Annotated in this window: 21 protein-coding genes; 10 read left to right on the forward strand and 11 right to left on the reverse strand. The window is 67.4% G+C overall.

Annotation, left to right across the window (positions count from 1 at the left end; translation table 11 throughout):
* Positions 1 to 54: 54 nt before the first annotated feature.
* The 5 genes from ACZLIF_RS08675 to ACZLIF_RS08695 form a co-directional block, all read right to left on the reverse strand.
* Positions 55 to 249: a hypothetical protein gene (locus ACZLIF_RS08675; RefSeq protein WP_053519789.1), complete on the reverse strand. Its 195-nt coding sequence runs from the start codon at positions 247 to 249 to the stop codon at positions 55 to 57.
* Between the two features lie 70 nt (positions 250 to 319).
* Positions 320 to 2,092, reverse strand: coding sequence for an ABC transporter transmembrane domain-containing protein (locus ACZLIF_RS08680; protein WP_065181307.1), 1,773 nt, complete (start codon positions 2,090 to 2,092; stop codon positions 320 to 322).
* Entirely contained in the window at positions 2,085 to 2,681 is a 597-nt protein-coding gene (locus tag ACZLIF_RS08685; protein ID WP_053519787.1) for an IMPACT family protein, read from the reverse strand. Before ACZLIF_RS08685 ends, ACZLIF_RS08680 begins: the two co-directional genes overlap by 8 nt.
* A 34-nt stretch (positions 2,682 to 2,715) precedes the next feature.
* Positions 2,716 to 3,678, reverse strand: coding sequence for a hypothetical protein (locus ACZLIF_RS08690; protein ID WP_128988977.1), 963 nt, complete (start codon positions 3,676 to 3,678; stop codon positions 2,716 to 2,718).
* Entirely contained in the window at positions 3,675 to 4,193 is a 519-nt protein-coding gene (locus ACZLIF_RS08695; protein WP_229765872.1) for an RNA polymerase sigma factor, read from the reverse strand. The genes ACZLIF_RS08690 and ACZLIF_RS08695 overlap by 4 nt, the downstream gene beginning before the upstream one ends.
* Positions 4,194 to 4,485: 292 nt before the next feature.
* Here ACZLIF_RS08695 and ACZLIF_RS08700 point away from each other — a divergent pair, with 292 nt between their 5' ends.
* Positions 4,486 to 7,281 (forward strand): bifunctional diguanylate cyclase/phosphodiesterase, encoded by a 2,796-nt coding sequence (locus tag ACZLIF_RS08700; protein WP_241685966.1) that lies wholly within the window; start codon positions 4,486 to 4,488, stop codon positions 7,279 to 7,281.
* A gap of 19 nt (positions 7,282 to 7,300) precedes the next feature.
* On the opposite strand, the gene ACZLIF_RS08705 is transcribed toward ACZLIF_RS08700, so the two are convergent.
* Together ACZLIF_RS08705 and ACZLIF_RS08710 are read right to left on the reverse strand one after the other, a co-directional pair.
* Complete coding sequence (locus tag ACZLIF_RS08705; RefSeq protein WP_128988971.1) at positions 7,301 to 7,894, reverse strand: LOG family protein; 594 nt, start codon at positions 7,892 to 7,894, stop codon at positions 7,301 to 7,303.
* A gap of 264 nt (positions 7,895 to 8,158) precedes the next feature.
* Positions 8,159 to 9,655 carry an aminotransferase class III-fold pyridoxal phosphate-dependent enzyme gene (locus tag ACZLIF_RS08710; RefSeq protein WP_128988969.1) on the reverse strand — a complete coding sequence of 499 codons (1,497 nt, stop codon included), beginning with the start codon at positions 9,653 to 9,655 and terminating at the stop codon, positions 8,159 to 8,161.
* A 209-nt stretch (positions 9,656 to 9,864) separates the two neighbouring features.
* Here ACZLIF_RS08710 and queA point away from each other — a divergent pair, with 209 nt between their 5' ends.
* The 6 genes from queA to fabV all read left to right on the forward strand — a co-directional run bounded on the left by queA (position 9,865) and on the right by fabV (position 17,374).
* A complete protein-coding gene (gene queA / locus ACZLIF_RS08715) occupies positions 9,865 to 10,932 on the forward strand; it encodes a tRNA preQ1(34) S-adenosylmethionine ribosyltransferase-isomerase QueA (protein WP_128988967.1) in 1,068 nt (355 codons plus the stop codon).
* Positions 10,933 to 11,058: 126 nt separating this feature from the next.
* Positions 11,059 to 12,189, forward strand: coding sequence for a tRNA guanosine(34) transglycosylase Tgt (gene tgt, locus ACZLIF_RS08720; protein WP_065181313.1), 1,131 nt, complete (start codon positions 11,059 to 11,061; stop codon positions 12,187 to 12,189).
* Positions 12,190 to 12,324: 135 nt separating this feature from the next.
* Positions 12,325 to 12,669: a preprotein translocase subunit YajC gene (gene yajC, locus ACZLIF_RS08725; protein WP_053519780.1), complete on the forward strand. Its 345-nt coding sequence runs from the start codon at positions 12,325 to 12,327 to the stop codon at positions 12,667 to 12,669.
* A gap of 61 nt (positions 12,670 to 12,730) precedes the next feature.
* A complete protein-coding gene (gene secD / locus ACZLIF_RS08730) occupies positions 12,731 to 14,587 on the forward strand; it encodes a protein translocase subunit SecD (RefSeq protein ID WP_053519779.1) in 1,857 nt (618 codons plus the stop codon).
* Between the two features lie 15 nt (positions 14,588 to 14,602).
* A complete protein-coding gene (gene secF / locus ACZLIF_RS08735) occupies positions 14,603 to 15,583 on the forward strand; it encodes a protein translocase subunit SecF (protein ID WP_053519778.1) in 981 nt (326 codons plus the stop codon).
* Between the two features lie 531 nt (positions 15,584 to 16,114).
* A complete protein-coding gene (gene fabV / locus ACZLIF_RS08740; RefSeq protein ID WP_053520465.1) occupies positions 16,115 to 17,374 on the forward strand; it encodes an enoyl-ACP reductase FabV in 1,260 nt (419 codons plus the stop codon).
* A 149-nt stretch (positions 17,375 to 17,523) separates the two neighbouring features.
* Here fabV and ACZLIF_RS08745 read toward each other — a convergent pair whose 3' ends face one another.
* The 3 genes from ACZLIF_RS08745 to ACZLIF_RS08755 all read right to left on the reverse strand — a co-directional run bounded on the left by ACZLIF_RS08745 (position 17,524) and on the right by ACZLIF_RS08755 (position 21,414).
* Positions 17,524 to 19,593 carry an EAL domain-containing response regulator gene (locus ACZLIF_RS08745; protein ID WP_128988965.1) on the reverse strand — a complete coding sequence of 690 codons (2,070 nt, stop codon included), beginning with the start codon at positions 19,591 to 19,593 and terminating at the stop codon, positions 17,524 to 17,526.
* A 91-nt stretch (positions 19,594 to 19,684) separates the two neighbouring features.
* Entirely contained in the window at positions 19,685 to 20,869 is a 1,185-nt protein-coding gene (locus ACZLIF_RS08750) for a BaiN/RdsA family NAD(P)/FAD-dependent oxidoreductase (RefSeq protein ID WP_128988963.1), read from the reverse strand.
* Positions 20,866 to 21,414 carry a YaeQ family protein gene (locus tag ACZLIF_RS08755; RefSeq protein WP_053517781.1) on the reverse strand — a complete coding sequence of 183 codons (549 nt, stop codon included), beginning with the start codon at positions 21,412 to 21,414 and terminating at the stop codon, positions 20,866 to 20,868. The genes ACZLIF_RS08750 and ACZLIF_RS08755 overlap by 4 nt, the downstream gene beginning before the upstream one ends.
* Positions 21,415 to 21,538: 124 nt before the next feature.
* Here ACZLIF_RS08755 and ACZLIF_RS08760 point away from each other — a divergent pair, with 124 nt between their 5' ends.
* A complete protein-coding gene (locus ACZLIF_RS08760) occupies positions 21,539 to 22,432 on the forward strand; it encodes a pseudouridine synthase (RefSeq protein ID WP_478462520.1) in 894 nt (297 codons plus the stop codon).
* A gap of 13 nt (positions 22,433 to 22,445) precedes the next feature.
* On the opposite strand, the gene ACZLIF_RS08765 is transcribed toward ACZLIF_RS08760, so the two are convergent.
* Positions 22,446 to 22,937, reverse strand: a complete 492-nt coding sequence (locus tag ACZLIF_RS08765) for a YaiI/YqxD family protein (protein ID WP_128988959.1) — start codon at positions 22,935 to 22,937, stop codon at positions 22,446 to 22,448.
* 303 nt (positions 22,938 to 23,240) lie between these two features.
* On the opposite strand from ACZLIF_RS08765, the gene ACZLIF_RS08770 reads away from it, so the two are divergent.
* A complete protein-coding gene (locus ACZLIF_RS08770; protein WP_005416210.1) occupies positions 23,241 to 23,450 on the forward strand; it encodes a cold-shock protein in 210 nt (69 codons plus the stop codon).
* 148 nt (positions 23,451 to 23,598) lie between these two features.
* Positions 23,599 to 24,288 (forward strand): glutathione S-transferase, encoded by a 690-nt coding sequence (locus tag ACZLIF_RS08775; RefSeq protein ID WP_065181317.1) that lies wholly within the window; start codon positions 23,599 to 23,601, stop codon positions 24,286 to 24,288.
* Positions 24,289 to 24,305: the final 17 nt, after the last annotated feature.

Raw genomic sequence — 24,305 nt, forward strand, 5'->3', positions numbered from 1 at the left:
GGCCGGGCTATGCCCGGCTGCCCTGCGATTGACCCGCGCGACGCTAGCGCGACGCTAGATGGTCAGCCGCAGTTCGCCCCCGCTGGTGCTGAACTCGCGGCCATTGCGCACCAGATGACGCCCGTCGTCGAGCTCGTAGCGCGGGGTGGCTTCGGAATGATGCCCGCTGCCATTGGCCTCGGGCTTGAACTCGATGATGATATGGCTCTCGCCATTGCTGTCGACTGCGGGAAACTGACGGAACGACATCGTCCACCTCCTTCAGCGGATGCTGCTTCTGCGCGGCCAGCTTGGCGCCAGAGGTGTTAGCCGACCGTCATCAATCGATGAACTGCAGTCGCGCCAGCTCCGCGTACAGACCCCCTTCAGCCAACAACTGTGCGTGCGTGCCTTCGGCGACGATGCGCCCCTGGTCCATGACCACGATGCGGTCGGCCTTGAGCACGGTTGCCAGACGGTGTGCGATGACCAGCGTGGTGCGGCCCGCCATCAGGCGCTCCAGCGCCTGCTGTACACCGTACTCGCTCTGCGCGTCGAGCGCGCTGGTGGCTTCGTCCAGCAGCAGGATCGGCGCATCCTTCAGCAGCGCGCGGGCGATCGCCACGCGCTGCTGCTGCCCGCCGGACAGGCGCGCGCCGCGCTCGCCCAGCTCACTGTCATAACCCTGCGGCAACGCACGCAGGAAGCCATCGGCCTCAGCGGCACGAGCCGCTTCCTCGACTTCGGCATCGCTGGCCTGCAGGCGGCCGTAGCGGATGTTGTCGCGGGCGCTGGCGGCGAACAGCGTCGGTTGCTGCGGCACCAGGGCCAGCTGGGCGCGCAGGTCGGCGGGATCGACCTCGCGCACATCGATGCCGTCCACGCAGATGCGGCCGTTGGCCGGGTCATGGAAGCGCAGCAGCATCGACAGCACCGTGCTCTTGCCGGCACCCGAGGGGCCGACCAGGGCCACGGTCTCGCCGGGGCGCACATGCAGGCTGAAGTGGTCGAGCGCGGCCTGGTCCGGTCGCTGCGGGTAGTGGAACACCACGTCATCGAACTGGATCTCGCCTTGCAGCGGCTGCGGCAGCGCGCGTGGATGCGCGGGCGCGCGGATCTCGACATCCTCCTGCAGCAGTTCGCCGATCCGGCCCATGCCGCCGGCAGCGCGCTGGAGCTCGTTCCAGACTTCGGCCAGAGCGCCCACCGAACCACCGCCGATCAGCGCATACAGCACGAACTGGCCCAGGGTGCCGGCACTGAGGCGGCCCTCGATGACATCGTGGGCGCCCAGCCACAGCACGCCGACAATGGCACCGAAGATCAGCAGGATGGCACTGGCGGTGACCAGCGACTGTGCGCCGATGCGCCGGCGTGCGGCACGGATCGCATCGCCCAGCGCCAGGTCGAAGCGGCCGCGCTCGTAAGGCTCGCGCGCATGTGCCTGCACCGTGCGGACGGCACCGAGGGTCTCGCTGGCCAGGCTGTTGGCGTCGGCGATGCGGTCCTGGCTGCTGCGCGCGACGGTGCGCAGCTTGCGTGCGCCGATGATGATGGGCAGCACCGCCAGCGGGATGCCGAGCAGCGACCACGCCGCCAGGCGCGGACTGGTCACGAACAGCATGGCCAGGCTGCCGACCACCGTCACGCTGCTGCGCAATGCGACTGACATGGTCGAGCCCACCACGCTGCGCAGCAGCTCGCTGTCGGCGGTCAGGCGCGAGACCAGTTCGCCGCTGCGGCTGCGGTCATGGAAACCGGCACCCAACTGGATCAGGTGCCCGTACAGACGGCTGCGCAGGTCGGCCACTACCTTCTCGCCGAGCAGCGACACGAAGTAGAAGCGTGCGGAGGTGGCGATCGCCAGCACTACCGCCACCAGCATCAGCAGGGCAAACGCCCGGTTGATCTGGCCGCCGCTGCTGAAGCCGTGGTCGATCATCTGCTTGACGGCCGGAGGCAGGCTGAGGGTGGCGGCCGAGGAGACGGCCAGCGCCAGCAGCCAGGCGGCGAACAGGCCACTGTGCCGGCGCACGAACGGCCACAGCGTTCGCAGGCTGCCGAGGCGGCGCAATGGCGGGGTCGCGGCGGCCGCGTCGTCCTTGTCAGTCATCCTGGTCGTCATCTCGGATACGGATACGGTCACGGGTGGCGTCTCGCAGGCGGATTTTCAATGCGTCGGCCTGGTCGGCGGGTAATTCGATCCGCAGGCGCACGCCTTCAGCGTCGAACTGTTCATCCTGCTTCTCGGCGGAGAACGCGGGCAGGGCCGCATGCAGGGTACCCAGGTCCTCGAAGCCGGCCAGCAGCTGCAGCCGTGCCATCGCCACCAGCGGCAGCCGCGGTGCCGTGCGCAGACACTCGGCGGCGGTACCGCCGTAGGCGCGGACCAGACCGCCGGCGCCGAGCTTGATACCCCCGTACCAGCGGATCACCACCACCATGACCCGGTCGAAGCCCTGGCCATCGATGGCGGCCAGGATCGGCCGGCCGGCAGTCCCCGCTGGCTCGCCATCATCGCTGGAGCGATACTCCTGTCCATGCCGGTAGGCCCAGCAGTTGTGCGTGGCGTCGGCCACCATCACCCGCTGCAGGAACGACATCGCCGCCGCCGCGCCATCGATGGGCGCGGCATGGGCGATGAAGCGGCTGTGCTTGACTTCCAGCGTGTGGCTGACGGGCTGGGCGAGGGTATCGGGCATTCCCTTCATTCTACGGGGTTGCCGCCCCCATGCTTCAGTCGTCCAGCAGAGGACGCAGGTCGCGTGGCAGCCGCGACTCCGGATACTGCTGCACGTAGCGCTCGAGGCTGGCACGGGCGATGTCGCGCTGGCCTTCGTCGCGACGTTCGCGGATCTTCTGCAGCCACTGCCGGCGGGGCAGCTGGGCGTCGGCGGCCACTTCGGCCTGCACGGCCGTAGCGCTGAGCGCGGCATCGCTGCCGCGACGCATCACGCCCGGTGCGCTGCGGAGCGGTACGGCCCGCTTGAGCGTCGTGGTGTCACCGCGCTGTCCCGCGCTGGCCGGGGCGGCCTCCATCGCGCCGGACAGGGGGGCAACGGCGTCGCGCGCTTCCAGCGACGGCGGCGCAGGCGCCGCAGCGGGCAGCGGTGCCGAATAGGCCACAGCGGCCGGAGGTTCCGCAGCCGGCGGCGGAGCTGCGGTGTCGGCTGCGGCGCGCTCGGTGGCCTGAGCCGCCGCCTTCGCTCGTGCCGCCACCGTCGGTGCCGGTGTTTGCGGTGCAGAGGATCGGGCCGGCGCGGCGGGCCTGGGTGCCGCGACCGGCGCCGGTGGTGCCGGCGGCGCACTTGCGATGGCCGGCTCGGCAGGGGAAGGCCGGGCAGGGCCCTCGGCAGGCTGCGCGGCCACTTCGGCAGCGACCTCGTCGGCGACGCGCGGCGCAGTGATCTGTGCATCGTGCGCCGGGACCGCGGGCGGTTCCGGGCGCAGCTGCCAGGCGATGCCGATGGCGAATACCATCGATGCAGCAACGCCGAACACCGCAGGCCAGTGCCGGCGCGGCCGCCGTGCACGCACGCTGCCCGCGTCGGCCGCGTCGGCCGGTGGCGCCTGCACCGCCGCACGGGCGGCCGCCAGGATCGTGGCATCCAGCGCCGCCGGAGGCGCCTGTTCGACACGACGGCCGAGCAGGCGCGCCAGCTCGCGCTCTTCAGGCGTCAGGGGTTCGTCTCGGTTCATGCGTTCAGTCCCGCACGCAGCTTGTCCATCGCATAACGCAGCCGCGATTTCACGGTTTCCCGGCCTACGCCGGTGATCTGGCCGATCTCCTCCAGGCTCAGTTCCTGATCCAGCCGCAGCTGCAGCACTTCGCGCTGCTCCAGCGGCAGTTCTTCCATCGCGCGCTGGATGCGGCGACGTTGCTCGAATTCTGAAAGCTCTGCTTCCGGGGTCTGCCCGTCTTCCAGCGCGGCCAGACGCAGCTCGGCATCGGCCGGCGCCGCCGGGCGGTGGCGTGCGGCGCGCCAGTGATCGTTGAGCCGGTTGTGCGCGATGCGGAACAGCCAGGTGCTGAAGGCGGCATCCGGCTGCCAGCCGGACCGTGCGCTGATGACCCGTTGCCAGACGTCCTGGAAGATCTCCTCGGCCAGGGCCGTATCGCGCAGCTGGCGCAGCAGGAAGCCGAACAGGCGCTTGCGATGGCGCGCATACAGGCTCTCGAACGCGTGCAGGTCGCCGCCGGCCCAGGCGAGCATCAAGGCTTCATCGGTTGGCAGGGCGCTGGCGTCCACGCGGTACAGGTTAAGGCCTGCCGACGATGGCGCATAGCGGGGTACGGGGGCGGACAGGGCGAGGTTCATGGCTCGGAACGGGGGGCGGACGCCAGGAATAACGAACGGGCGCACGATTCGGGGTTGCCGGGCTTCCATTGCCCCCCCGGTGGCGCGCTATGCTCGACGGCTCAGGGGAGGCGACGCACAGACGGCGCCAAGAGATTGTCATTTGTCCACGCACGCTGAACCTGCGCAAACGCCATCACACGAGGCCGTGCTGAGTACGGAACTCGTGCGCGCGCTGCATGCGCTGCTGCCGGAATCGGCGGTGGTCCGGGTCGGCTGGGACGATCCTCAGCTGGGGCGCGGTGACGCCATCTGGCCGATACCGCCGGTCGCGGCCGACAGCGTGGCACCGGCTGCCGGCGATGGCCGCCACGGTTGGGACCATGATGGTGCCCGCCTGTACCTGGCGGTGGAGGGCGCGGCGCCTTCGTCCGCGTGGTGGGGTCTGGCGCGGCAGGCCATGGAACTGGCCCTGCAGCGGGGCCGCCAGGCGGGACAGATCAAGGCGCTGGAAGAGGCCGAACGGCTGCAGCAGGCGCTGTTCCAGATTGCCGATCTTGCCGGCGCCGACCTGGAGATGGGGCAGATGCTGCGCCGCGTGCACGACGTGCTGGGCACGCTGATGTACGCGGAAAACTGTTACATCGTCGAATACGACGACCTGCACGACCAGATCAGGTTCCTGTACTTCGCCGACCAGGTGGATGATTTCGTCGCCGATCCGGCGCAGAGCTTCGACGCCAGCGGAATGCCACGCAGCCTCACGGTGGCGCTGCTGCATCATGGCAGGCCCCTGAGCGGACCTTCGCGAGAACTGCTGGCCCGCGAGGTCGGGCAGGAGCATGACCCGCTTCGCGGCCCCGAAAGCCTGGACTGGCTGGGTGTGCCGATGCTGCGCGACGGCCGGGTGTGCGGTGCCATCGTGGTGCAGAGCTACGAGCAGGCAGACCGCTACGGCGAGGCCGAACGTGCGCTGCTCGGCTTCGTGGCCCAGCACGTACAGACTGCGATGGATCGGCGCCAGGCCCAGGTGCGTCTCGAGCAGCAGGTGGAACTGCGCACGCAGGAACTGCAACGCGCCAATCACAGCCTGCAGGACGAGGTGGCCGAGCGTCGTCGTGCCGAGCAGCTGCAGATCGCGCTGTACGATATCGCAGAGATGGCGATGTCCGCCGAGAGCCTGGAGCAGTTCTACGGCCAGGTGCATGGCGTGGTCGGCCGACTGCTCGACGCGCGCAATTTCTACATCGCGCTGGTCAACGAGGCGGGTGATGGACTGGATTTCGTCTACTCGGTGGATGAACGCCACGCCAGCCGCGCCTCCCGTGCGTTCAGTCGTGGCCTGACCGAATACGTGGTGCGCAACCGCCAGCCGCTGTTGGCCTCCCGCGCGCAGATCGACTCGCTGCGCGCCAGTGGCGAGGTGCGCGAGTCCGGCGCGCGCTCGCTGTGCTGGCTGGGCGTGCCACTGCTGCGGGATGACGAAGTGGTTGGCGCGATCGTGGTGCAGAGCTACAGCGAGCAGCGTGCCTTCAGCATCCACGACCAGCGCTTGCTGACCTTCGTCGCGCAGAACATCGGCACCGGACTGGCCCGCCAACGCGACCAGCAGCGCCTGCGTTCGGCGCATGCCGAACTGGAGAAGCGCGTGGACGAACGCACGCGCGAACTGGCTGAGGTCAACGAAAAGCTGTTGGGCCAGATCGGCGAGCGCCTGCGTGCCGAGCAGCGGCTGACCCACCAGGCCATGCACGACGCGCTGACCGGGTTGCCCAACCGCCTGCACCTGCTGGACCGACTGCAGGATGCGCTGGTACTGGCCAGGCAGGAGGACGGCCCGGTGTTCGCGGTGCTGTTCCTGGATCTGGACCGTTTCAAGCTGGTCAACGACAGCATCGGCCACGCGGCCGGCGATCACATGCTGGTGGAAGTGGCCAAGCGCATCGTGTCGATGGCGGGCGCCGACGACGTGGTGGCGCGCCTGGGCGGTGATGAGTTCGCGGTGCTGCTGCAGTGCCCGCTGGGCCTGGCGCAGGCCCTGGATTTCGGTCAGCGCCTGCTGTTGGCATTGCAGGAGTCGATGTGGATCGCCGGGCGCGAGCTGTTCCCGTCCGGCAGCCTCGGCATCGCGCTGTGGAATCCGCGTTACCGGACCGGAGAAGAGCTGCTGCGCGATGCCGACGCCGCCATGTACCGGGCCAAGGCGCAGGGGCATGATCGCTGTGCGATCTTCGACGAGGACATGCGCGAGCAGGCCATGCGCAGCCTCGATCTGGAAGCCGATCTGCGGCGGGCGATCAACAACCGGGATTTCGTGCCGTTCTACCAGCCGATCGTGCGCCTGTCCGACGGGGAAGTGGTGGGACACGAAGCGCTGCTGCGCTGGCAGCACGAACGGCGTGGCCTGCTGTTGCCGGGCGCGTTCCTGGAGCTGGGAGAGGAGAGCGGGTTGATCGAACAGGTCGACTGGCTGATCTACGAACAGGTCATCGCCGGCCTGGCCGCGGGCGGGCAGGGCTATGTGTCGGTGAACGTGTCGCCGCGGCATTTCCGTTCGGCCGGTTTCAGTGCGCGCCTGTTCGGCCTGCTCGACGCCTGCGGGGCCGATCCGCGCCGGTTGCGCCTGGAGATCACCGAGGTCGCGCTGCTGGATGACGGCCCGCACACGCTGCATATCCTGCAGGGACTGCGCGAGCGCGGCATCCAGGTGCAGCTGGACGACTTCGGCACCGGCTTCTCGGCGTTGTCGTACCTGCACCGCTTCCCGATCAGCACGCTGAAGATCGACCAGAGCTTCATTGCCGGCCTGCATGGACCGGAAGTTCAGAGCACCCGCGCGCTGGTACAGGGCGTGCTGTCGCTGGCGCGCACGCTGGGCATCGAAACCATCGGCGAAGGCATCGAAACCGAAGCCCAGCGGCAGACACTGCGCGAACTGGGTTGCGATTACGGCCAGGGCTACCTGCTGGGGCGACCGGCTCCCTGGGCCGACGTGGCGCCCTGAGACGCCACGCGGCGGACGATCAACGCAGGGCGGCGCGGCGCTTCTCGTCGATCCACTTGGAGGCCTGTGCCGGCTGGTAGTACTTCATCCACTCCAGCATCTGCTCGATGTCCGAGCCGTACCACAGGTCCTGGCGCTGGTCCGGGTGCAGGAAACGCTCATCCACCATGCGATCGATCATGCCGATCAGCGGCGCGTAGAAGCCGTCCACGTCCAGGAATGCACAGGGCTTGTTGCCGATGCCCAGCTGGCGCCAGGTCAGCATCTCGAAGATCTCCTCCATGGTCCCGAAGCCGCCGGGCAGGGCGACGAAGCCGTCGGCCAGGTCGAACATGCGCGACTTGCGTTCGTGCATCGAGCCGACGATCTCCAGCTCGGTCAGGCCACGATGGGCCACTTCCCAGTCGGCCAGCTGGCGGGGAATCACGCCGGTGACCTCGCCGCCGGCCGCGAGCACGGCATTGGCCACGGTTCCCATCAGGCCGACGTTGCCGCCGCCATACACCAGGCGCAGGCCGTCGCGGGCGATGCGGTCGCCCAGTGCAATGGCGCGTTCGGTATAGGCCGGCTTGCTGCCAGCGTTGGAACCACAGTACACACAGATCGATTTCATGGATCTTCCTGTCTCTTGGCCGGAAACGAAAACGCCCCGTCGCCGACCGCAGGGCGGTCAGGGACGGGGTGTCCAAGGATTATGAGGCCTTGAGAGGCCTTCTGTAGAGCCGAGCCATGCTCGGCTGCTCTTCGTTCAGATCGCGGCAATGCCCTAGCCGAGCATGGGCTATGCCGGTCGTCCTGACCGGCACCCTTCGGGCCGTCGCCAGCGACGTTGGCAGCGGCTCCTGCCGCTGCCTTCGGCTCTACAGAAAGCGGGGGCTTACGCCGCCGCAGCCTGCTCGCGTCGCGGGCCTTCACGCAGGGCGCGGCCGACCATGCCCACCAGCAGATCCAGCTCTTCGCTGTCCATGCCGAAGTGGGGCGTGAAGCGCAGCGAGTTCTCGCCGCCATGGATCACATTGATGCCATGCCGGCGCAGCCATTCTTCGGTGGAACCACTGCCGTAGCACTTGAACTGCGGCGCCAGCTCGCACGAGAACAGCAGGCCGGTACCCTGCACCTTGGTGATCAGCCCGCCAAGCTCGCCCTTGAGCTGTTCCAGCTTGCGCACGGCTTCGGCGCCGCGCTCGGCGATGTTGGCGCGCACCTGCGGGGTCAGCTGTGCCAGCGTCGCGCAGGCCACGTCCAGCGCACGCGGGTTGCTGGTCATGGTGTTGCCGTAGATGCCCTTGCGGTACAGCTGTGCGGCATGCTCGGTCACCGCCAGCACCGACAGCGGGTACTGGGCCGCGTTCAGGGCCTTCGAGTAGGTTTCCATGTCCGGCGGATCCAGGCCTTCGAAGCCCGGGTAGTCAACCACCGACAGCACGCCGTGCGCGCGCAGGCCGGCCTGGATCGAATCGAGCAGCAGCAGGCTGCCGTGCGCGCGCGTCAATTCGCGGGCCAGGGCATAGAACGACGGCGGCACCGAGCGGCCCGGATCGCCTTCGCCCATGACCGGCTCCAGGAACACCGCCTCGATGAACCACTTGTTGCGGGCGGCGTCCTCGAACACCGCGCGCAGGCCGGCTTCGTCGTACGGCGCCACGGTGATCACCGAATCCTCGCCACGGTAGCTGGCCAGATGCTGCATGTAGCTCTTGCGGCTGGAATCGGAGTACAGCGCCGGCCGGTCGGTGCGGCCATGGAAGCTGCCCTTGACCACCACACGCTTGATCGCGGCGCCGGCGTGGCGCGCACCCGGGTCGGTCTGCAGCTTGGCGTTGACGTCGGCGATGCGTGCGGCCAGCCCGACCGCTTCCGAGCCGGAGTTCAGGCACATGAAACGGGCGAACGGGCAGCCGCCACGACGGTGGCCGATCTCGGCGCGAAGGGCGGTGATGAAGCGCTGCTGTGACAGGCTGGGGGTCATGATGTTGGCCATCACCTGCGGTCGGGCCATCGCCTCCAGCACCGTGTCGGGGGTATGACCGAAGCCGAGCATGCCGTAGCCGCCAGCGTCATACAGCACCGCCCCCTTGAGGGTGACCACCCACGGGCCGCGCGCGGCCAGCGCCACATAGGGCGTAACGGCGTCGTCGGCGTAGAAATTGACGAACCCGTCCTGCATGGCATCGATCTGCGCCTGTTCGTCCTGCCCCAGCAACGGCCCCAGTTCGCCCTGCACACGGGCGAACTCCGCGGCGGCGGCCTCGACCGCGGCCACCAGCTGCGGATGGCGGACGGACAGGGTGGTCAGGGTGGCGTCGTCCAGGCCGGTGGTGAGGCGGGTGCCGGGCTGGCTGCGCAGGGGGGCGAGGCGTTCGATGAAGCTCATTGCAGATCTCCTGAAACAATGGGGCGCACGGGCCATCAAAAAGCAAAACGCGCGTCATCACGCGCGCTGGGCGGCCTCGTGCAGCGGACTTCCATCTCGATGCTAGCACTTGTTTTTTTGCGCGATAACCCCGCAGAAACCTGTTGCATAGCAGCATTTTGCGCGACGTTCGCCGCGGACCACGCCGGCTCGCAGACGCTGGCCGTACAATGCGCGCCATTGTCGACCTGTTGCCGCCCACTGCCTTGAAGAAGTCCGATTTCCACTACGACCTGCCGGCTGAACTGATCGCGCAGGCGCCGCTGGCTGAACGTTCCGCCAGCCGCCTGCTGCTGGTGCCTCCGGCCCCTGCCGCCTTCACCGACCTGCAGGTGCGTGATCTGCCCTCGCTGCTGCAGCCGGGTGACCTGCTGGTATTCAACGATACGCGCGTGATCCCGGCGCGCCTGTTCGGTCAGAAGGCCAGCGGTGGGCGGGTCGAGATCCTGATCGAGCGCCTGCTCGGCGGCCAGCAGGCGCGTGCCCAGGTCGGCGCCAGCAAGTCGCCCAAGGCCGGCAGCCGCATCGCGCTCGATGCCGGAGGCGAAGCCGAAGTGCTGGGCCGCGACGGCGAGTTCTATGTGCTGCAGTTCCATGTGCCCGAGTCACTGGAGCAGTGGCTGCTGCACGCCGGACGCCTGCCGCTGCCCCCCTACATCCAGCGCGAGCCGGGCGTGGACGACCGCGAGCGCTACCAGACCGTGTTCGCGCGGGAGGTGGGAGCGGTGGCGGCACCGACCGCCGGCCTGCATTTCGATGAACCGCTGTTGGCCGCGCTGAAGGACAAGGGCGTGGAGTTCGGCCACGTCACCCTGCACGTGGGGGCAGGCACCTTCCAGCCGGTGCGAGCCGATGACCTGAAGGACCACGTGATGCACCGCGAGTGGCTGAACGTGGGCGCCGAGCTGGTGCAGCAGGTGCGTCGGACCCGCGCTGCGGGCGGGCGCGTGATCGGTGTCGGCACCACCGTGGTGCGCGCGCTGGAAAGTGCGATGCGTGACGGCGAGCTGTTGCCGTTCGCCGGCGAGACGCAGATCTTCATCACCCCGGGCTATCGGATCCGCAGCGTTGACGCGATGGTGACCAATTTCCATCTGCCGGAAAGCACCCTGTTGATGATGATTTCGGCCTTTGCCGGCAAGGAGCGGGTGTTCGAGGCCTATCAGCACGCGATCCAGCAGCGCTATCGCTTCTTCAGTTACGGCGACGCGATGCTGCTGTTCCCGCAGGGACGATAACGGTAGCGCCGGGCCATGCCCGGCGGAGAGGGGGGGAGGTGCGACGGTCGCCGGGCATGGCCCGGCGCTACCGGCAGCCGCCTTCTTGGGAGACAATAGGCAACTATTTGCCTGAACGACCGCTCCATGTCCCGACTGCAGTTCCAGCTCAAGACCCGCGACGGCCGTGCCCGTCGCGGCCGCCTGACCTTCCCGCGCGGCACGGTGGAAACGCCGGCTTTCATGCCCGTGGGAACCTATGGCTCGGTCAAGGGCATCCTGCCGGACCAGGTGCGCGCGCTGGGTGCCGAGATCATCCTTGGCAACACCTTCCATCTGTACCTGCGTCCGGGCCTGGACATCATCGCCGACCACGGCGGACTGCATGGCTTCTGCCGCTGGGACGGCCCGATCCTGACCGATTCCGGCGGTTTCCAGGTGTTCTCGCTGGCCCACCGCCGCAAGATCACCGAACAGGGCGTGACCTTCGCTTCGCCGACCGACGGGGCCCGGGTGTTCCTCGGCCCGGAAGAGAGCATGAAGATCCAGAAGGTGCTCGATTCGGACGTGGTGATGATCTTCGACGAGTGCACCCCGTACCCGGCCACCGAGGACGTCGCCCGCCGGTCGATGGAGCTGAGCCTGCGCTGGGCCCAGCGCAGCCGCAACGCGCATGACGAGCTCGGCAACGATGCGGCCCTGTTCGGGATCGTCCAGGGTGGGGTGCATACCGACCTGCGCAGCCGCTCGGCCGAGGCCCTGCAGGCGATCGGCTTCGATGGCTATGCCATCGGTGGCCTGGCCGTGGGCGAGCCGGAGCACGAGCGCAACGCCATGCTCGACCACCTGGATCCGGAGCTGCCGGGCGACCGCCCGCGCTACCTGATGGGCGTGGGCCGGCCGGAAGACCTGGTCGAGGGTGTCGCACGCGGCGTGGACATGTTCGACTGCGTGATGCCGACCCGCAACGCGCGCAACGGGCATTACTTCACCTCGTTCGGTACCGTCCGCATCCGCAATTCGCAGTATGCGCGGGACATGGACCCGATCGAACCGGGCTGCGGCTGCGTGGCCTGTACCGGCGGCTACACCCGCTCGTACCTGCGCCACCTGGACCGCTGCAACGAGATGCTGGCGCCGATGCTGGGCACCCTGCACAACCTGTTCTACTACGAGAAGCTGATGGCCGACATCCGGGCGGCGATCGAGGCGGGAACCTTCCAGGCGTTCCGCGAGTCCTTCTATGCGGCACGCGGAGCGGTTCCGCCGCCGCTGTAACCCGGCGCCCCCCCTGTCGAACGGCCCGGGGACGAACGTCCGGGGCCATGGCATACTTCAAGGCTGACCCAGATCCGCGGTCGACACCCCGCGCCCGTGAAAGGGCCGGAGCGCCGCCCAACCAAAGGACCAAAGATGAACCTGCTTGCCTTCCTGATTCCCGCCGCCCACGCCCAGGCCGCCGGTGGCCAACCGCAGGGCATGGGCCTGACCACGCTGCTGTTCCCGATCATCCTGATCGCCATCATGTACTTCCTGATGATCCGCCCGCAGATGAAGCGGCAGAAGGAGCACAAGGCCATGCTGGAGAAGATCAAGCGTGGCGACGAAGTGCTGACCAACGGTGGCATCGCCGGCGTGGTCACCGACATCGGCGACAACTTCGTCACCCTGGAAGTGGCCGAGAACGTGCGCATCCGCGTGCAGAAGGGCGCTGTCGGCAACGTGCTGCCGGCCGGTACCCTGAAGTCGGCCCAGTAAGCCACTCCCTTTCCGATGCACAACCGCGGCGCCGGGGATGGCGCCGCGCGGGACCCAAGCAATGCTCGAATTTCCACGCTGGAAGTACGTCGTCATCCTGATCGTACTTGCGCTCAGTACGCTGTATGCGCTGCCCAACATCTACCAGAAGGACGCGGCCGTCCAGATCACCGCCAACCGTGGCGGACAGGTCGACGACGCCCTCCGCGACCGCGTGGTGGCTGACCTGAAGAAGGCCGGCATCGCCAGCCTCGGCGCGGAGAAGGAAGGCGAGAGCCTGATCGTCCGCCTGCCGGACCTCAAGACCCAGGCCGCGGCAAGCGACCTGCTGCGCGACAGCGTGGGTGAGAACTACACGGTCGCGCTGAACCTGGCATCCACCGTTCCGGACTGGCTGGCCAATCTTGGCGGTCGCCCGATGACGCTCGGCCTGGACCTGCAGGGCGGCGTGCACTTCGTGCTGCAGGTGGACCAGAAGGCTGCGCTGGACAAGCGCCTGGATGCCTATACCGAAGACGTGCGCAGCACCCTGCGCGACGCACGCATTCCGTACCAGTCGGTCGAGCGTCGCGCCGACAACAGCATCGTGGCCAACCTGAGCCCGTCCGCCGGTGACGACGCCGCGCAGCGCGCCCGCACGGCCCTGCTCAAGGCGCAGCCGACCCTCGGTTACGACGTCAGCGGTAGCCGCATCACGGTGACCGTGCCGGAGGCCGAGATCTCGCAGATCGCCAACGGCGCCATCGAGCAGAACATCAATACCCTGCGCAACCGCGTGAACCAGCTGGGCGTGGCCGAGCCGATCATCCAGCGCCAGGGCGCCGACCGCGTCGTGGTGCAGCTGCCCGGCGTGCAGGACACGGCCGAAGCCAAGCGCATGATCGGTGCGACCGCCACCCTGGAATACCGTGCGGTGGTCGAGGGCAACGCCCAGGACGCCATCAACGCCGGCCGCATCCCGCCGGAAGCCAAGGTCTACCAGCAGCGTGACGGCCGCGGCCCGATCCTGCTGAACAAGCGCGTGATCGTCACCGGCGACCAGATGGTGGCTGCGCAGGCGGTGACCGACGCCAACAGCGGTGCCCCGGCGGTCAGCGTGACGCTGAACAACGTCGGTGGCCAGCGCATGTTCGACTTCACCAGCGCCAACGTGAACAAGCCGATGGCGGTGGTGTACACCGAACGCGTGCCGACCGTGACCGTGGTCGACGGCCAGGAAGTGCGCGGCTTCAAGGTCAACGAGGAAGTGATCTCGGTGGCCAACATCAATGGCGTGTTCGGCAAGAACTTCCAGACCACCGGCCTGCAGAAGAAGGAAGCCGAAGATCTGGCCAAGCTGCTGAAGTCCGGCTCGCTGGCCGCGCCGATGGACTTCGTCGAAGAGCGCGTGGTCGGCCCGAGCCTGGGTGCCGAGAACGTCAAGAACGGCATGCGCGCCGTGGTCTTCGCCTTCCTGTTCACCCTGGTGTTCTTCAGCATCTACTACCGCATGTTCGGCATCATCACGTCGGTGGCGATGCTGTTCAACCTGCTGATCGTGGTGGCGGTGATGTCGTTGTTCGGCGCGACCATGACCCTGCCGGGCTTCGCCGGCCTGGCGCTGTCGGTCGGCCTGTCGGTCGACGCCAACGTGCTGATCAACGAGCGTATCCGTGAAGAGCTGCGGGCCGGTGTTCCGGGCAAGACCGCGATCGTGACCGGTTACGAGCGCGCTTCCGGCACCATCCTCGACGCCAACCTGACCGGCCTGATCGTCGGCGTGGCACTGTTCGCATTCGGTACCGGTCCGCTGAAGGGCTTCGCGCTGACCATGATCATCGGTATTTTCGCCTCCATGTTCACCGCGATCACCGTGTCGCGTGCGCTGGCGACGCTGATCTACGGCCGCCGCAAGAAGCTCCAGAACGTGGCCATCTGACGGGACGACACGCACATGAAACTGTTTCCGCTGCACATCCTCCCGAACGACACCAAGATCGATTTCATGCGGTGGCGCCATGTCGCCATGGTCGTCACGATCATCGTGTTCCTGGCATCGATCGCCATCATCGGCTTCAAGGGCTTCAACTATGCCCTGGACTTCACCGGTGGCACCCTGATCGAAGCCCGCTTCGAGCGCCCGGTGGACGTCGAGCAGGTCCGCACCAAGCTCGAGCAGAGCGGCTTCGACGGCGCCCAGGTGCAGAGCGTCGGTGGCAGTACCGACCTGCTGATCCGCCTGGCGCCGCACGGTGAGCATGCCCCGGGTACCGGCGATTCCGCCGCCGAGGACAAGGCTACCGCGGCGGCCGTGGTCAAGGCGCTGTCCTCGGCCGACAACCAGGCGACGGTGCTGCGCAATGAGTTCGTCGGCCCGCAGATCGGCAAGGATCTGGCGATGAACGGCCTGTACGCCACCATCTTCATGCTGGCGGGCTTCCTGATCTACATCGCCGTCCGCTTTGAATGGAAGTTCGCGGTCACCGCCAGCATCGTGGCCATGTTCGACCTGATCGTGACGGTGGCTTACGTGTCCCTGCTGGGCCGCGAGTTCGACCTGACGGTGCTGGCCGGCCTGCTGTCGGTGATGGGCTTTGCGATCAACGACATCATCGTGGTGTTCGACCGCGTCCGCGAGAACTTCCGCAGCCTGCGCGTGGAACCGATGGAAGTGCTGAACCGTTCGATCAACCAGACGCTGTCGCGTACGGTGATCACCGCGGTGATGTTCTTCCTGTCCGCACTGGCCCTGTACCTGTACGGTGGCAGCTCGATGGAAGGCCTGGCCGAAACGCACATGATCGGTGCGGTGATCGTGGTCATGTCGTCGATCCTGGTCGCGGTGCCGATGCTCACGATCGGCTTCCTGCGCGTGAGCAAGCAGGATTTGCTGCCGAAGGCCAAGGACATCGAGGCTCTGGCCCGCCGTCCGTAAGCGTTCGCGCTGCACGCAACGCACAGAGAACCCCGCGCAAGCGGGGTTTTTTGTTGGCAGGGCGTGCAGTCCTGCGGCTGACACCCCGCACTCTGACACCGCCCCACCTTCGACAGATTCCGGCGGCTGATCGAAATGAATCCGGGGTCAGATCCGTTTTCCTGTGGAAAACGGATCTGACCCCAAGAGCATTTCCGACAGAACGCGGAAGACTGTCGAAGGCGGGGTGGGTCCGGTTGTGGGGGCGTGAGCGCCATGGATGGCGCGACCGAGCCTGCAGGGACGTATTCACGGCGTCCTCCGCAACCGGACCCACTCCGCCATCCCTCAGCAAGCCAGCCTTTGACGTTGACGTTGCTCCGGCCTGCAGCAGGTGCAGGGTGCAACCCTGCAGAAGAAACACCACCCTACGCCGCCGTCGGTTGTGCAATCGTGCCCCGCACACTACGATCCTGCGGTTCGCGCGCGCAGGCGCGCCCTCCGATTCCTGCTGAGCGCCCTGCGCGCCGCATCTGCCAACCCGAGGTATCCATGGTCATCAAACCGCGCGTCCGCGGCTTCATCTGCGTCACCACCCATCCGACCGGCTGCGACGCCGCCGTCAAGCAGCAGATCGACTACATCCGCGCCCGCCCGCCGATCCAGAACGGTCCCAAGCGCGTGCTGGTGATCGGCGCCTCGACCGGCTACGGCCTGGCCGCCCGCATCACTGCCGCGTTCGGCAGCGGTGCGGCGACCCTGGGCGTGTTCTTCGAGCGTCCCGGCAGCGAGACCAAGCCGGGCACGGCGGGCTGGTACAACTCGGCGGCGTTCCACCGCTATGCCGATGAGGCGGGCCTGTATGCCAAGAGCATCAATGGTGATGCGTTCTCGGATGAAGTGAAGGCGCGCACCATCGAGATGATCAAGGCCGATCTCGGCCAGGTCGACCAGGTCGTCTACAGCCTGGCTGCGCCGCGCCGCAAGCACCCAAAGACCGGTGAAGTGATCAGTTCCACGCTGAAGCCGATCGGTGAGCCGATCACGCTGCGTGGCCTGGATACCGACAAGGAAGTGATCACCGAGACCACTTTGCAGCCGGCGACGCCGGAGGAAATCGCAGGGACCGTCGCAGTGATGGGCGGTGAAGACTGGCAGATGTGGATCGACGCGCTGGCCGATGCCGGCGTGCTGGCCAACGGCTGCACCACCACCGCCTTCACCTACGTTGGCGAAGAAATCACCCAGGCCATCTACTGGAATGGCTCGATCGGCGCTGCCAAGAAGGATCTCGACACCAAGGTGCTGGGCCTGCGCGAGAAGCTGGCGAAGATCGGCGGTGATGCCCGCGTGTCGGTGCTCAAGGCCGTGGTCACCCAGGCGAGCTCGGCCATTCCGACGATGCCGCTGTACCTGTCGCTGCTGTTCAAGGTGATGAAGGAAAAGGGCACCCACGAAGGCTGCATCGAGCAGCTGGACGTGCTCTACGACATTCTCTACGGCGGCAAGGCCGACGGCGTGGCGATCGACCGCCTGCGTCACGATCTGGTCGATGGCGATGGCCATACCGTCGCGCTGGTCGATGAAGAAGGCCGCCTGCGTGCCGACTACAAGGAAATGGCGGCAGACGTGCAGGGCAAGGTGGTTGCGCTGTGGCCGCAGGTGACCAACGAGAACCTGTACGAGATCAGCGACCTGGCCGGCTACAAGGCGGACTTCCTGCGCCTGTTCGGTTTCGGCGTTGAAGGCGTCGACTACGAGGCCGACGTCGATCCGGATGTGAAGATCAACAACCTGGTCGATATGACCTGATCAAGAAGGCCGGCGAAAGCCGGCCTTTTCACGTAGGGCGCGCCGCTATGCTCGCCGGGCATGGCCCGGCGCTACCAGGCTCGTCGTGCATGGGCCGGCGTTACCCCGGCGCCCCTTGGTAGCGCCGGGCCATGCCCGGCGATGCGGGATCACCCGAAGTCGAAACTCATCGTCGGCAGCGCCGGACCGACGAAGTCGCCCTGCACGTAGTCCACGCCTGCACTGAACAGCAGCGTCATGGAATTGGCATCGCTGACGAACTCGGCGATGGTGCGGATACCGGCCTCCTGCGCGCGCGCCGTGATCTGGCTGATGCGGTCGATGTTCTCGCGGGTCGCCGCCAGGTCGCTGGTGAATCCACGGTCCAGCTTGAGGAACTGCGGCTGGAAGTGGGCGAGCAGCTGGAACGAATCCAGGCCGGACCCGAACTGTTCCAGGCCGATGCGGCAGCCCAGCGGGGCCACGGCGGCCAGGAACTGCTGGGCGCTGCGCAGGTGGGTGAACACCTTCGCTTCCGGCGCATGCAGCCACAGGCGCTCGCCCGGAACCCCGTGCGCTTTCAGTTCACCACGCAGGGTGGCAATCATCTGCGGGTCGTCGAACGATTCGGGGGTGACCTTCACCAGCATCTGGGTGGCGCTGCCTTCGCGCGCGCGCTGCCCCAGCACCGTGATGGCCTTGGACACCACCCAGCGGTTGATCTCGGCCAGCAGCCCGTGTTCCTCGGCGATGCCAAGGAAAGCGGTGGGACTGAGCAGTTCACCGTTGTGCTCCAGTCGCAGATAGGCTTCGTACAGCTCCAGTGGCTCGCCCTGCAGGTTCAGTACCGGCTGGTAATGCAGCTGGAAGCCGTCGCCGTCCAGGGCTTCGCGGATGCGGCCGACCCAGCGCTGCACACGTTCTTCCTCGACCCGATCGACCGCGGCCGGATCGAAGATGCGACAGGTGTTGCCCAGCTCGGCGGCCGCCTGCGTGCACTCGCTGGCACGCGCCAGGACCTGGCCGATACTGGCGATCTTCTCGCCGACCTGGACACCGCCGATGCTCACGGTGACCGTGGCCGAACGCGCGCCGATGCTGAACACATGGGCGGCATATGCCTCACGGATGCGTTCGGCCAGTGCCACGGTCTGCGCATAGGGGCCGGCCTGCAGCACGGCGAAGCTGTGTTCGCCGAAGCGCGCCAGCTGCGCGTCCTCCCCCACGACATCGGCCAGCAGGGAGGCCAGCGCGCCGATGAGGGTATCGGCCGAGGCCAGCCCGATGTCCGGCATCAGCCGCGCATAGTGGTCGGGCTCGACCAGCAGCAGGCCGAACTGGCCCTCGCTGCGGCCAGCCTGGGCGACCGCACTTTCGACCTGCAGCATGAAGGTCGGCCGGTTCAGCAGGCCGGTCACCTGGTCGCGCTGGCGAAGATCCTCGACCTCTCGGGCCAGTTCCGGGTCGAACTCGATCCGGCGGCGGAACACGACCTGCAGGCAGGATTCGCCCTCATAGGTGGCTGCGGTGAATTCCATCGTTGCCGGAAACGCACTGCCATCCTGGTGGCGTGCATCGAGCTGGTACTGCGGTGGTGGCGCTTCGCCGCGGCTGAGGCTCTTCAGCAGCTGCTTGAAGTCATCAACATGCTGGGCGGCCACCATGTCCAGCAGCGAGATGCCCTCGATGTCGTCGAAATGCTCGTAGCCGAACATGTCCAGATAGGCATCGTTGGCGCGGATGTGCATGCCTTCGTGCACATAGGCGATGGGTTCGCGGGAGGAGGCAATCAGCGCGTCGCAACGGCGCTCGGTCTCGCGCATCTGTGCCTCGATGCGGCGCAGCCCGCGGCGCGCCTGCAGGTCGACCCACTGGTCGCGGACCACCGCCAGCAGATGCTCCGGCCGTTGACGGAGGGCAAGGGCGCGGATGCCATGGCTGCTGGCCTGGACCAGCTCATCCTCGTCGATGCGCTCGGCCAGCAGCACCAGCGGAATGTCCTTGCCACTGGCGGCGATGTGCTGGGCCACCAGCGGCAGCGGGATGCCCTGCGAGGGCGAGGCCAGCACCAGATCGATGGCCTGGTTGGCCAGCACCTGCGACAGCTCGGCCGAATCCTGCGGGCGCCAGGGGCGCACGGCGATGCCGCTGTTGCGCAGCGTGCTGACGATGGCTTCCGCATTCTCGCCGCTGTCGTCGACGATCAGCAGGCGGATGGTGATGTCGTTCGCGTTCTGCATGCACTGCTCCCCAATCTGCGGATCTTGATACACGATGCACGGCGAGCCGTCCATGCGTGCAGGCATCCCGCACCCCGAACGGCGATGCGGTTCACACCACGCTGCCGGCGGCGTGGCCGCTGGCCCAGGCCCACTGGAAGTTGTAGCCGCCAAGCCAGCCGGTGACGTCCAGCACTTCGCCGACGAAATGCAGGCCCGGCACGCGCTTGGATTCCATCGTGGAGGACGAAACGTCGGCGGTGTCCACGCCGCCCAGCGTGACCTCGGCGGTGCGGTAACCTTCGGTGCCACTGGCCACCAGCGGGAACGCACCCAGCAGCTGCGCAGCCTGGCGCAGCTGGGGCTCATCCAGCTGCCGTACCGGGCGGTCCGGCAGCCAGTGTTCGCACAGGCGCTGGGCCAGGCGCTTGGGCAGGACCTCGGCCAGCACCGTGCGCAGCTCGGCGGCTGGCCGCTCCTGCTTCATCCGTCGCAGCCACTGGCCGGCATCCTGGCCGGGCAGCAGATCCAGTTCCAGTGCATCGCCGGGTTGCCAGAAGGAAGAGATCTGCAGGATCGCCGGGCCGCTGACGCCACGATGGGTGAGCAGCATGGAATTCTGGAACTGCATGCCGTTGCAGCGCGCCTCGATCGGCAGGGCGACACCGCTCAGGTCGGCCAGGCGCTCCTGGTGCCTGCCACTGAGGGTCAGCGGCACGAGTCCGGCGCGGGTCGGCAGCACGGCATGCCCGAACTGGCGTGCAATCTCGTAGCCGAAGCCGGTTGCGCCCAGGCTGGGGATGGACAGGCCACCGGTGGCGACCACCAGCGAGGCGCAGTGGAACATCCCCTGCGTGGTGTGCACACGGAAGCCATCCGCCCCGTGCTCGATGCGCTCGACGCTGCAGTGGGTACGGATGTGCACACCCGCTGCTTGGCACTCGTCCACCAGCATCTTCACGATCTGCTTGGACGAAACGTCGCAGAACAGCTGCCCCAGCTCCTTCTCGTGATAGGCGATGGCATGGCGCTCGACCATCTCGATGAAGTGCCAAGGCGTATAGCGGGCCAGCGCCGATTTGCAGAAGTGCGGATTGGCCGACAGGAAGTTGGCCGGGGTGGTGCCGGTGTTGGTGAAGTTGCAGCGGCCACCGCCGGACATCAGGATCTTCTTGCCGATCTTGTTGGCGTGATCGATCACCTGCACCTGGCGGCCGCGCCGGCCGGCGGTGATCGCGGTCATCAGGCCGGCGGCACCGGCACCGATCACCACGACGTCGCAGCGCGTCGTACTCATGCCTTGGCGCGCTTGCGCCAGGTGGGGATGATGTCGAGCTGGATCTGGTCGTTGAGGATCTGCACCTCGCCGTCCTGGATCAGCACGCTGAAGCGCATGGCACGCTGGATCTGTTGGCCCCACTGCTCGACGAAGGTGCCATCGAGGTCGATCACCGACAGGTTGTCGAAGCGCGCCAGGCCCTTGCCCTGCTTGCCCCACCAGATGTCGGACGCATTGCCGCCGTAGTTGACCACCTGCACCTGGCGGCTGCGATTGCTGGCCTTGCGGATACGGGATTCATCGGGGTGGCCGAGGTCGATCCACTGCAGGATGTCGCCGGTGTAGTCGTGCTGCCACAGGTCCGGCTCGTCATCCGTACTCAGGCCCCGGCCGAATTCCAGGCGGTCGTCGGCGTTGAGGGCGAAGGTGAGCAGGCGCACCATCAGGCGCTCGTCGGTTTCCGACGGATGCTGGGCCAGGGTCAGGTTGTGGGTCGCGTAGTAGCCGCGATCCATGTCGCTGATCTGCAACTCGGCCTTGCGGATGGTGGCGGTGAGGGCCATGGGGGATCCGTCGACTAAAGAGGACAATGATAGAGGTTTGCTGCAGGGGTGTCCGTGGCCGGGGTGTCTGCCGCGTGTCAACGGTGGCACGCTTGCGGTTCCTGTTGCCGCCGGAGCGGACGCGATGACCCTGCCCAGCCGGCTGCAGCTGCCACCCGGCCATTGGCCGACCCTGCTGGACGGCCTGTGCGCACGCTTTCCGCGCATCGACCGCAGCCAGTGGCAGGACCGGTTCGCGCGCGGACGGGTACAGGATGCGCAGGGCAGGGCGCTGGCGGCGGACCAGCCGTGGCAGGTGGGGCTGGAAATCCTGTATTTCCGCGAGGTCAGCCACGAGCCGCGCATTCCGTTCAACGAGACGATCCTCTACCAGGACGAGCATCTGCTGGTGGTCGACAAGCCGCACTTCCTGCCGGTGACCCCGGCGGGTGCCCATGTCCGCGAAACCCTGCTGGCGCGGCTGGTGGCGCGGACCGGCAACGCGCAGCTGGCACCGCTGCACCGCCTGGACCGGCTCACCGCTGGGCTGGTCCTGTTCTCGCTGCGACCGGAGTCGCGCGATGCCTACCAGCGCCTGTTCCGCGAGCGCCGTATCGACAAGACCTACGAGGCGCTGGCCCCGGCACTGCCGGCGCTGGACTTCCCGTTCGAGCGCCACAGCCGCATCGGCCCGGCACAACCGTTCTTCCGCATGGGCGAAATGGAGGGCGAGCCGAATGCGAGTACCCGCATCGAGGTGATCGACGCGACAGGTCCGGTCTGGCGCTACCGCCTGCAGCCGAGAACCGGTCGCAAGCACCAGCTGCGCGTGCACATGGCGGCGCTGGGCGCGCCCATCATCGGAGACGACCTGTATCCGCAGCTGCGTCCGGCCGCGACCGGGGCGCAGGCGCCGCTGCAACTGCTGGCGCGGGCGTTGTCCTTCGACGATCCCCTGAATGGGGTACGGCGGGTGTTCAGCAGCCAGCGTCAGCTGGGCCTGGAGCTGGGCCTGGAGCTGGGCCCAGTGGTGGCGTGAGCCGGGCCCCGCCTCATCGCGCCACGCGGATGCTGGCCAACCAGCGGTCCAGCGCGCTGCCGAACGCCTGGCGGTCGCGCGCATGCAGGGGAGGCGGGCCCCCGGTCTGGACGCCGGCGCCGCGCAGCTCTTCCATGAAATTGCGTACCGACAGGCGCTGGGCGATGGTGTCGGCGGTGAACAGCTCCCCGCGCGGATGCAGGGCCAGCGCGCCTCGTTCGAGCACCAGCGCGGCCAATGGAATGTCCTGGGTGACAACCAGATCGCCGGCGGCGACCCGTTCGACGATGGCGCTGTCAGCCACGTCCAGGCCCTGCGGCACCTGGAGGGAGCGGATCCAGCGCGAGGGCGGGGTGCGGATCCACTGGTTGGCGACCAGGGTCAACTCCAGGCCGACCCGCTCGGCGGCCCGGAACAGGATGTCGCGGATGACAACAGGGCAGGCGTCTGCGTCCACCCAGATGCGGGGACGGGGCAGTTCAGCCGGGGTTTCAGCTTCAGTCATTTACCCAGTGTAGGGTAGGAAAAACCTGAATGGGTCCCCGGATCCGGGCCCGACCGACTGCCAGCCCTTGCCACGCCTAGCGGGGGCGGGGTGGCGATGAATGCCGGGGCTATCGCTTTTTGGGGAAAACACGCGTATCGTGCGACCCACTGTGTTTGCTAGGGTCACCGTGAATCGTGGCCTGGTGCAGTTGATCTCACGATCCACTCATCGATCCGCTTTACCAACGCCTGCAACTCAGTCTCGGCCCCGATACCCGGTGGCTGCGATTTTTTTCAACATGTGTTTCAGGAGTTAGTAAATATGTCTGAACGTCAGACCGGCACCGTCAAGTGGTTCAACGACGCCAAGGGCTTCGGCTTCATCACCCCGGAAAGCGGCCCGGACCTGTTCGTGCACTTCCGCGCCATCCAGGGCACCGGCTTCAAGACCCTGCAGGAAGGCCAGAAGGTCACCTTCATCGCCGTCCAGGGCCAGAAGGGTATGCAGGCTGACCAGGTGCAGGCGGTCTAATCCGTCTGCTGTCCTCGGGTAGCCAGAACGCCGGAAGCGCAAGCTTCCGGCGTTTTTTTTTTGCGTCGGCGGGAGCAGGCGCGGATCGAATCCACAGGCGCATGCGTGCAGGCGCGTTACGATGCTTGCACCCCTCTGGAGTCCTTTCATGCGCATCGTCCATCACCTCGAGAATTCCCGTTCGCTGCGCGTGCTGTGGATGCTGGAGGAGCTGGGGCTGGACTACGAACTGCGCCGTTACCCGCGCGACCCCAGAACGCTGCTGGCACCGCCGGCACTGCGCCAGGTACATCCGCTGGGGAAATCACCGGTGCTGCAGGACGGCGAGCAGGTGCTGGCCGAATCCGGCGCCATTCTTGATTACCTGGCTGACCGCTACGACACGCAGCGGCAGGTGTCGCCGTCGCCGATACCGGCCGAAGGTGCCGAGCGCATGGCCTATCGCTACTGGCTGCACTACGCCGAAGGCTCGGCGATGCCGCCGCTGCTGCTGACGCTGGTGATGAGCCGCATCCGCAACGCGCCGGTGCCGTTCTTCGTGCGCCCGATTGCCCGCAGCATCGCCGACAAGGCCGAGCAGAGCTTCGTCGGCCCGCAGCGCCGCCTGCACCTGGACTGGATGGAGCGCCGCCTGGCCGAGAGCCCGTGGTTCGCGGGTGAGCGTTTCACCGCGGCCGATATCCAGATGAGCTTCCCGATCCAGGCCGCAGCGGCGCGCGGAGGCGGACTGGACGACAAGCCGGCGCTGCGCGCGTTTCTCCAGCGCATCGGTGAACGCCCGGCCTACCAGCGCGCTGAAGCGCACGGCGGATCGCTGCAGGCGCTGCGCGGCGATTGAGGTCAGCGGCGTCCATC

Source organism: Stenotrophomonas sp. 2201_Sma (assembly GCF_056486685.1).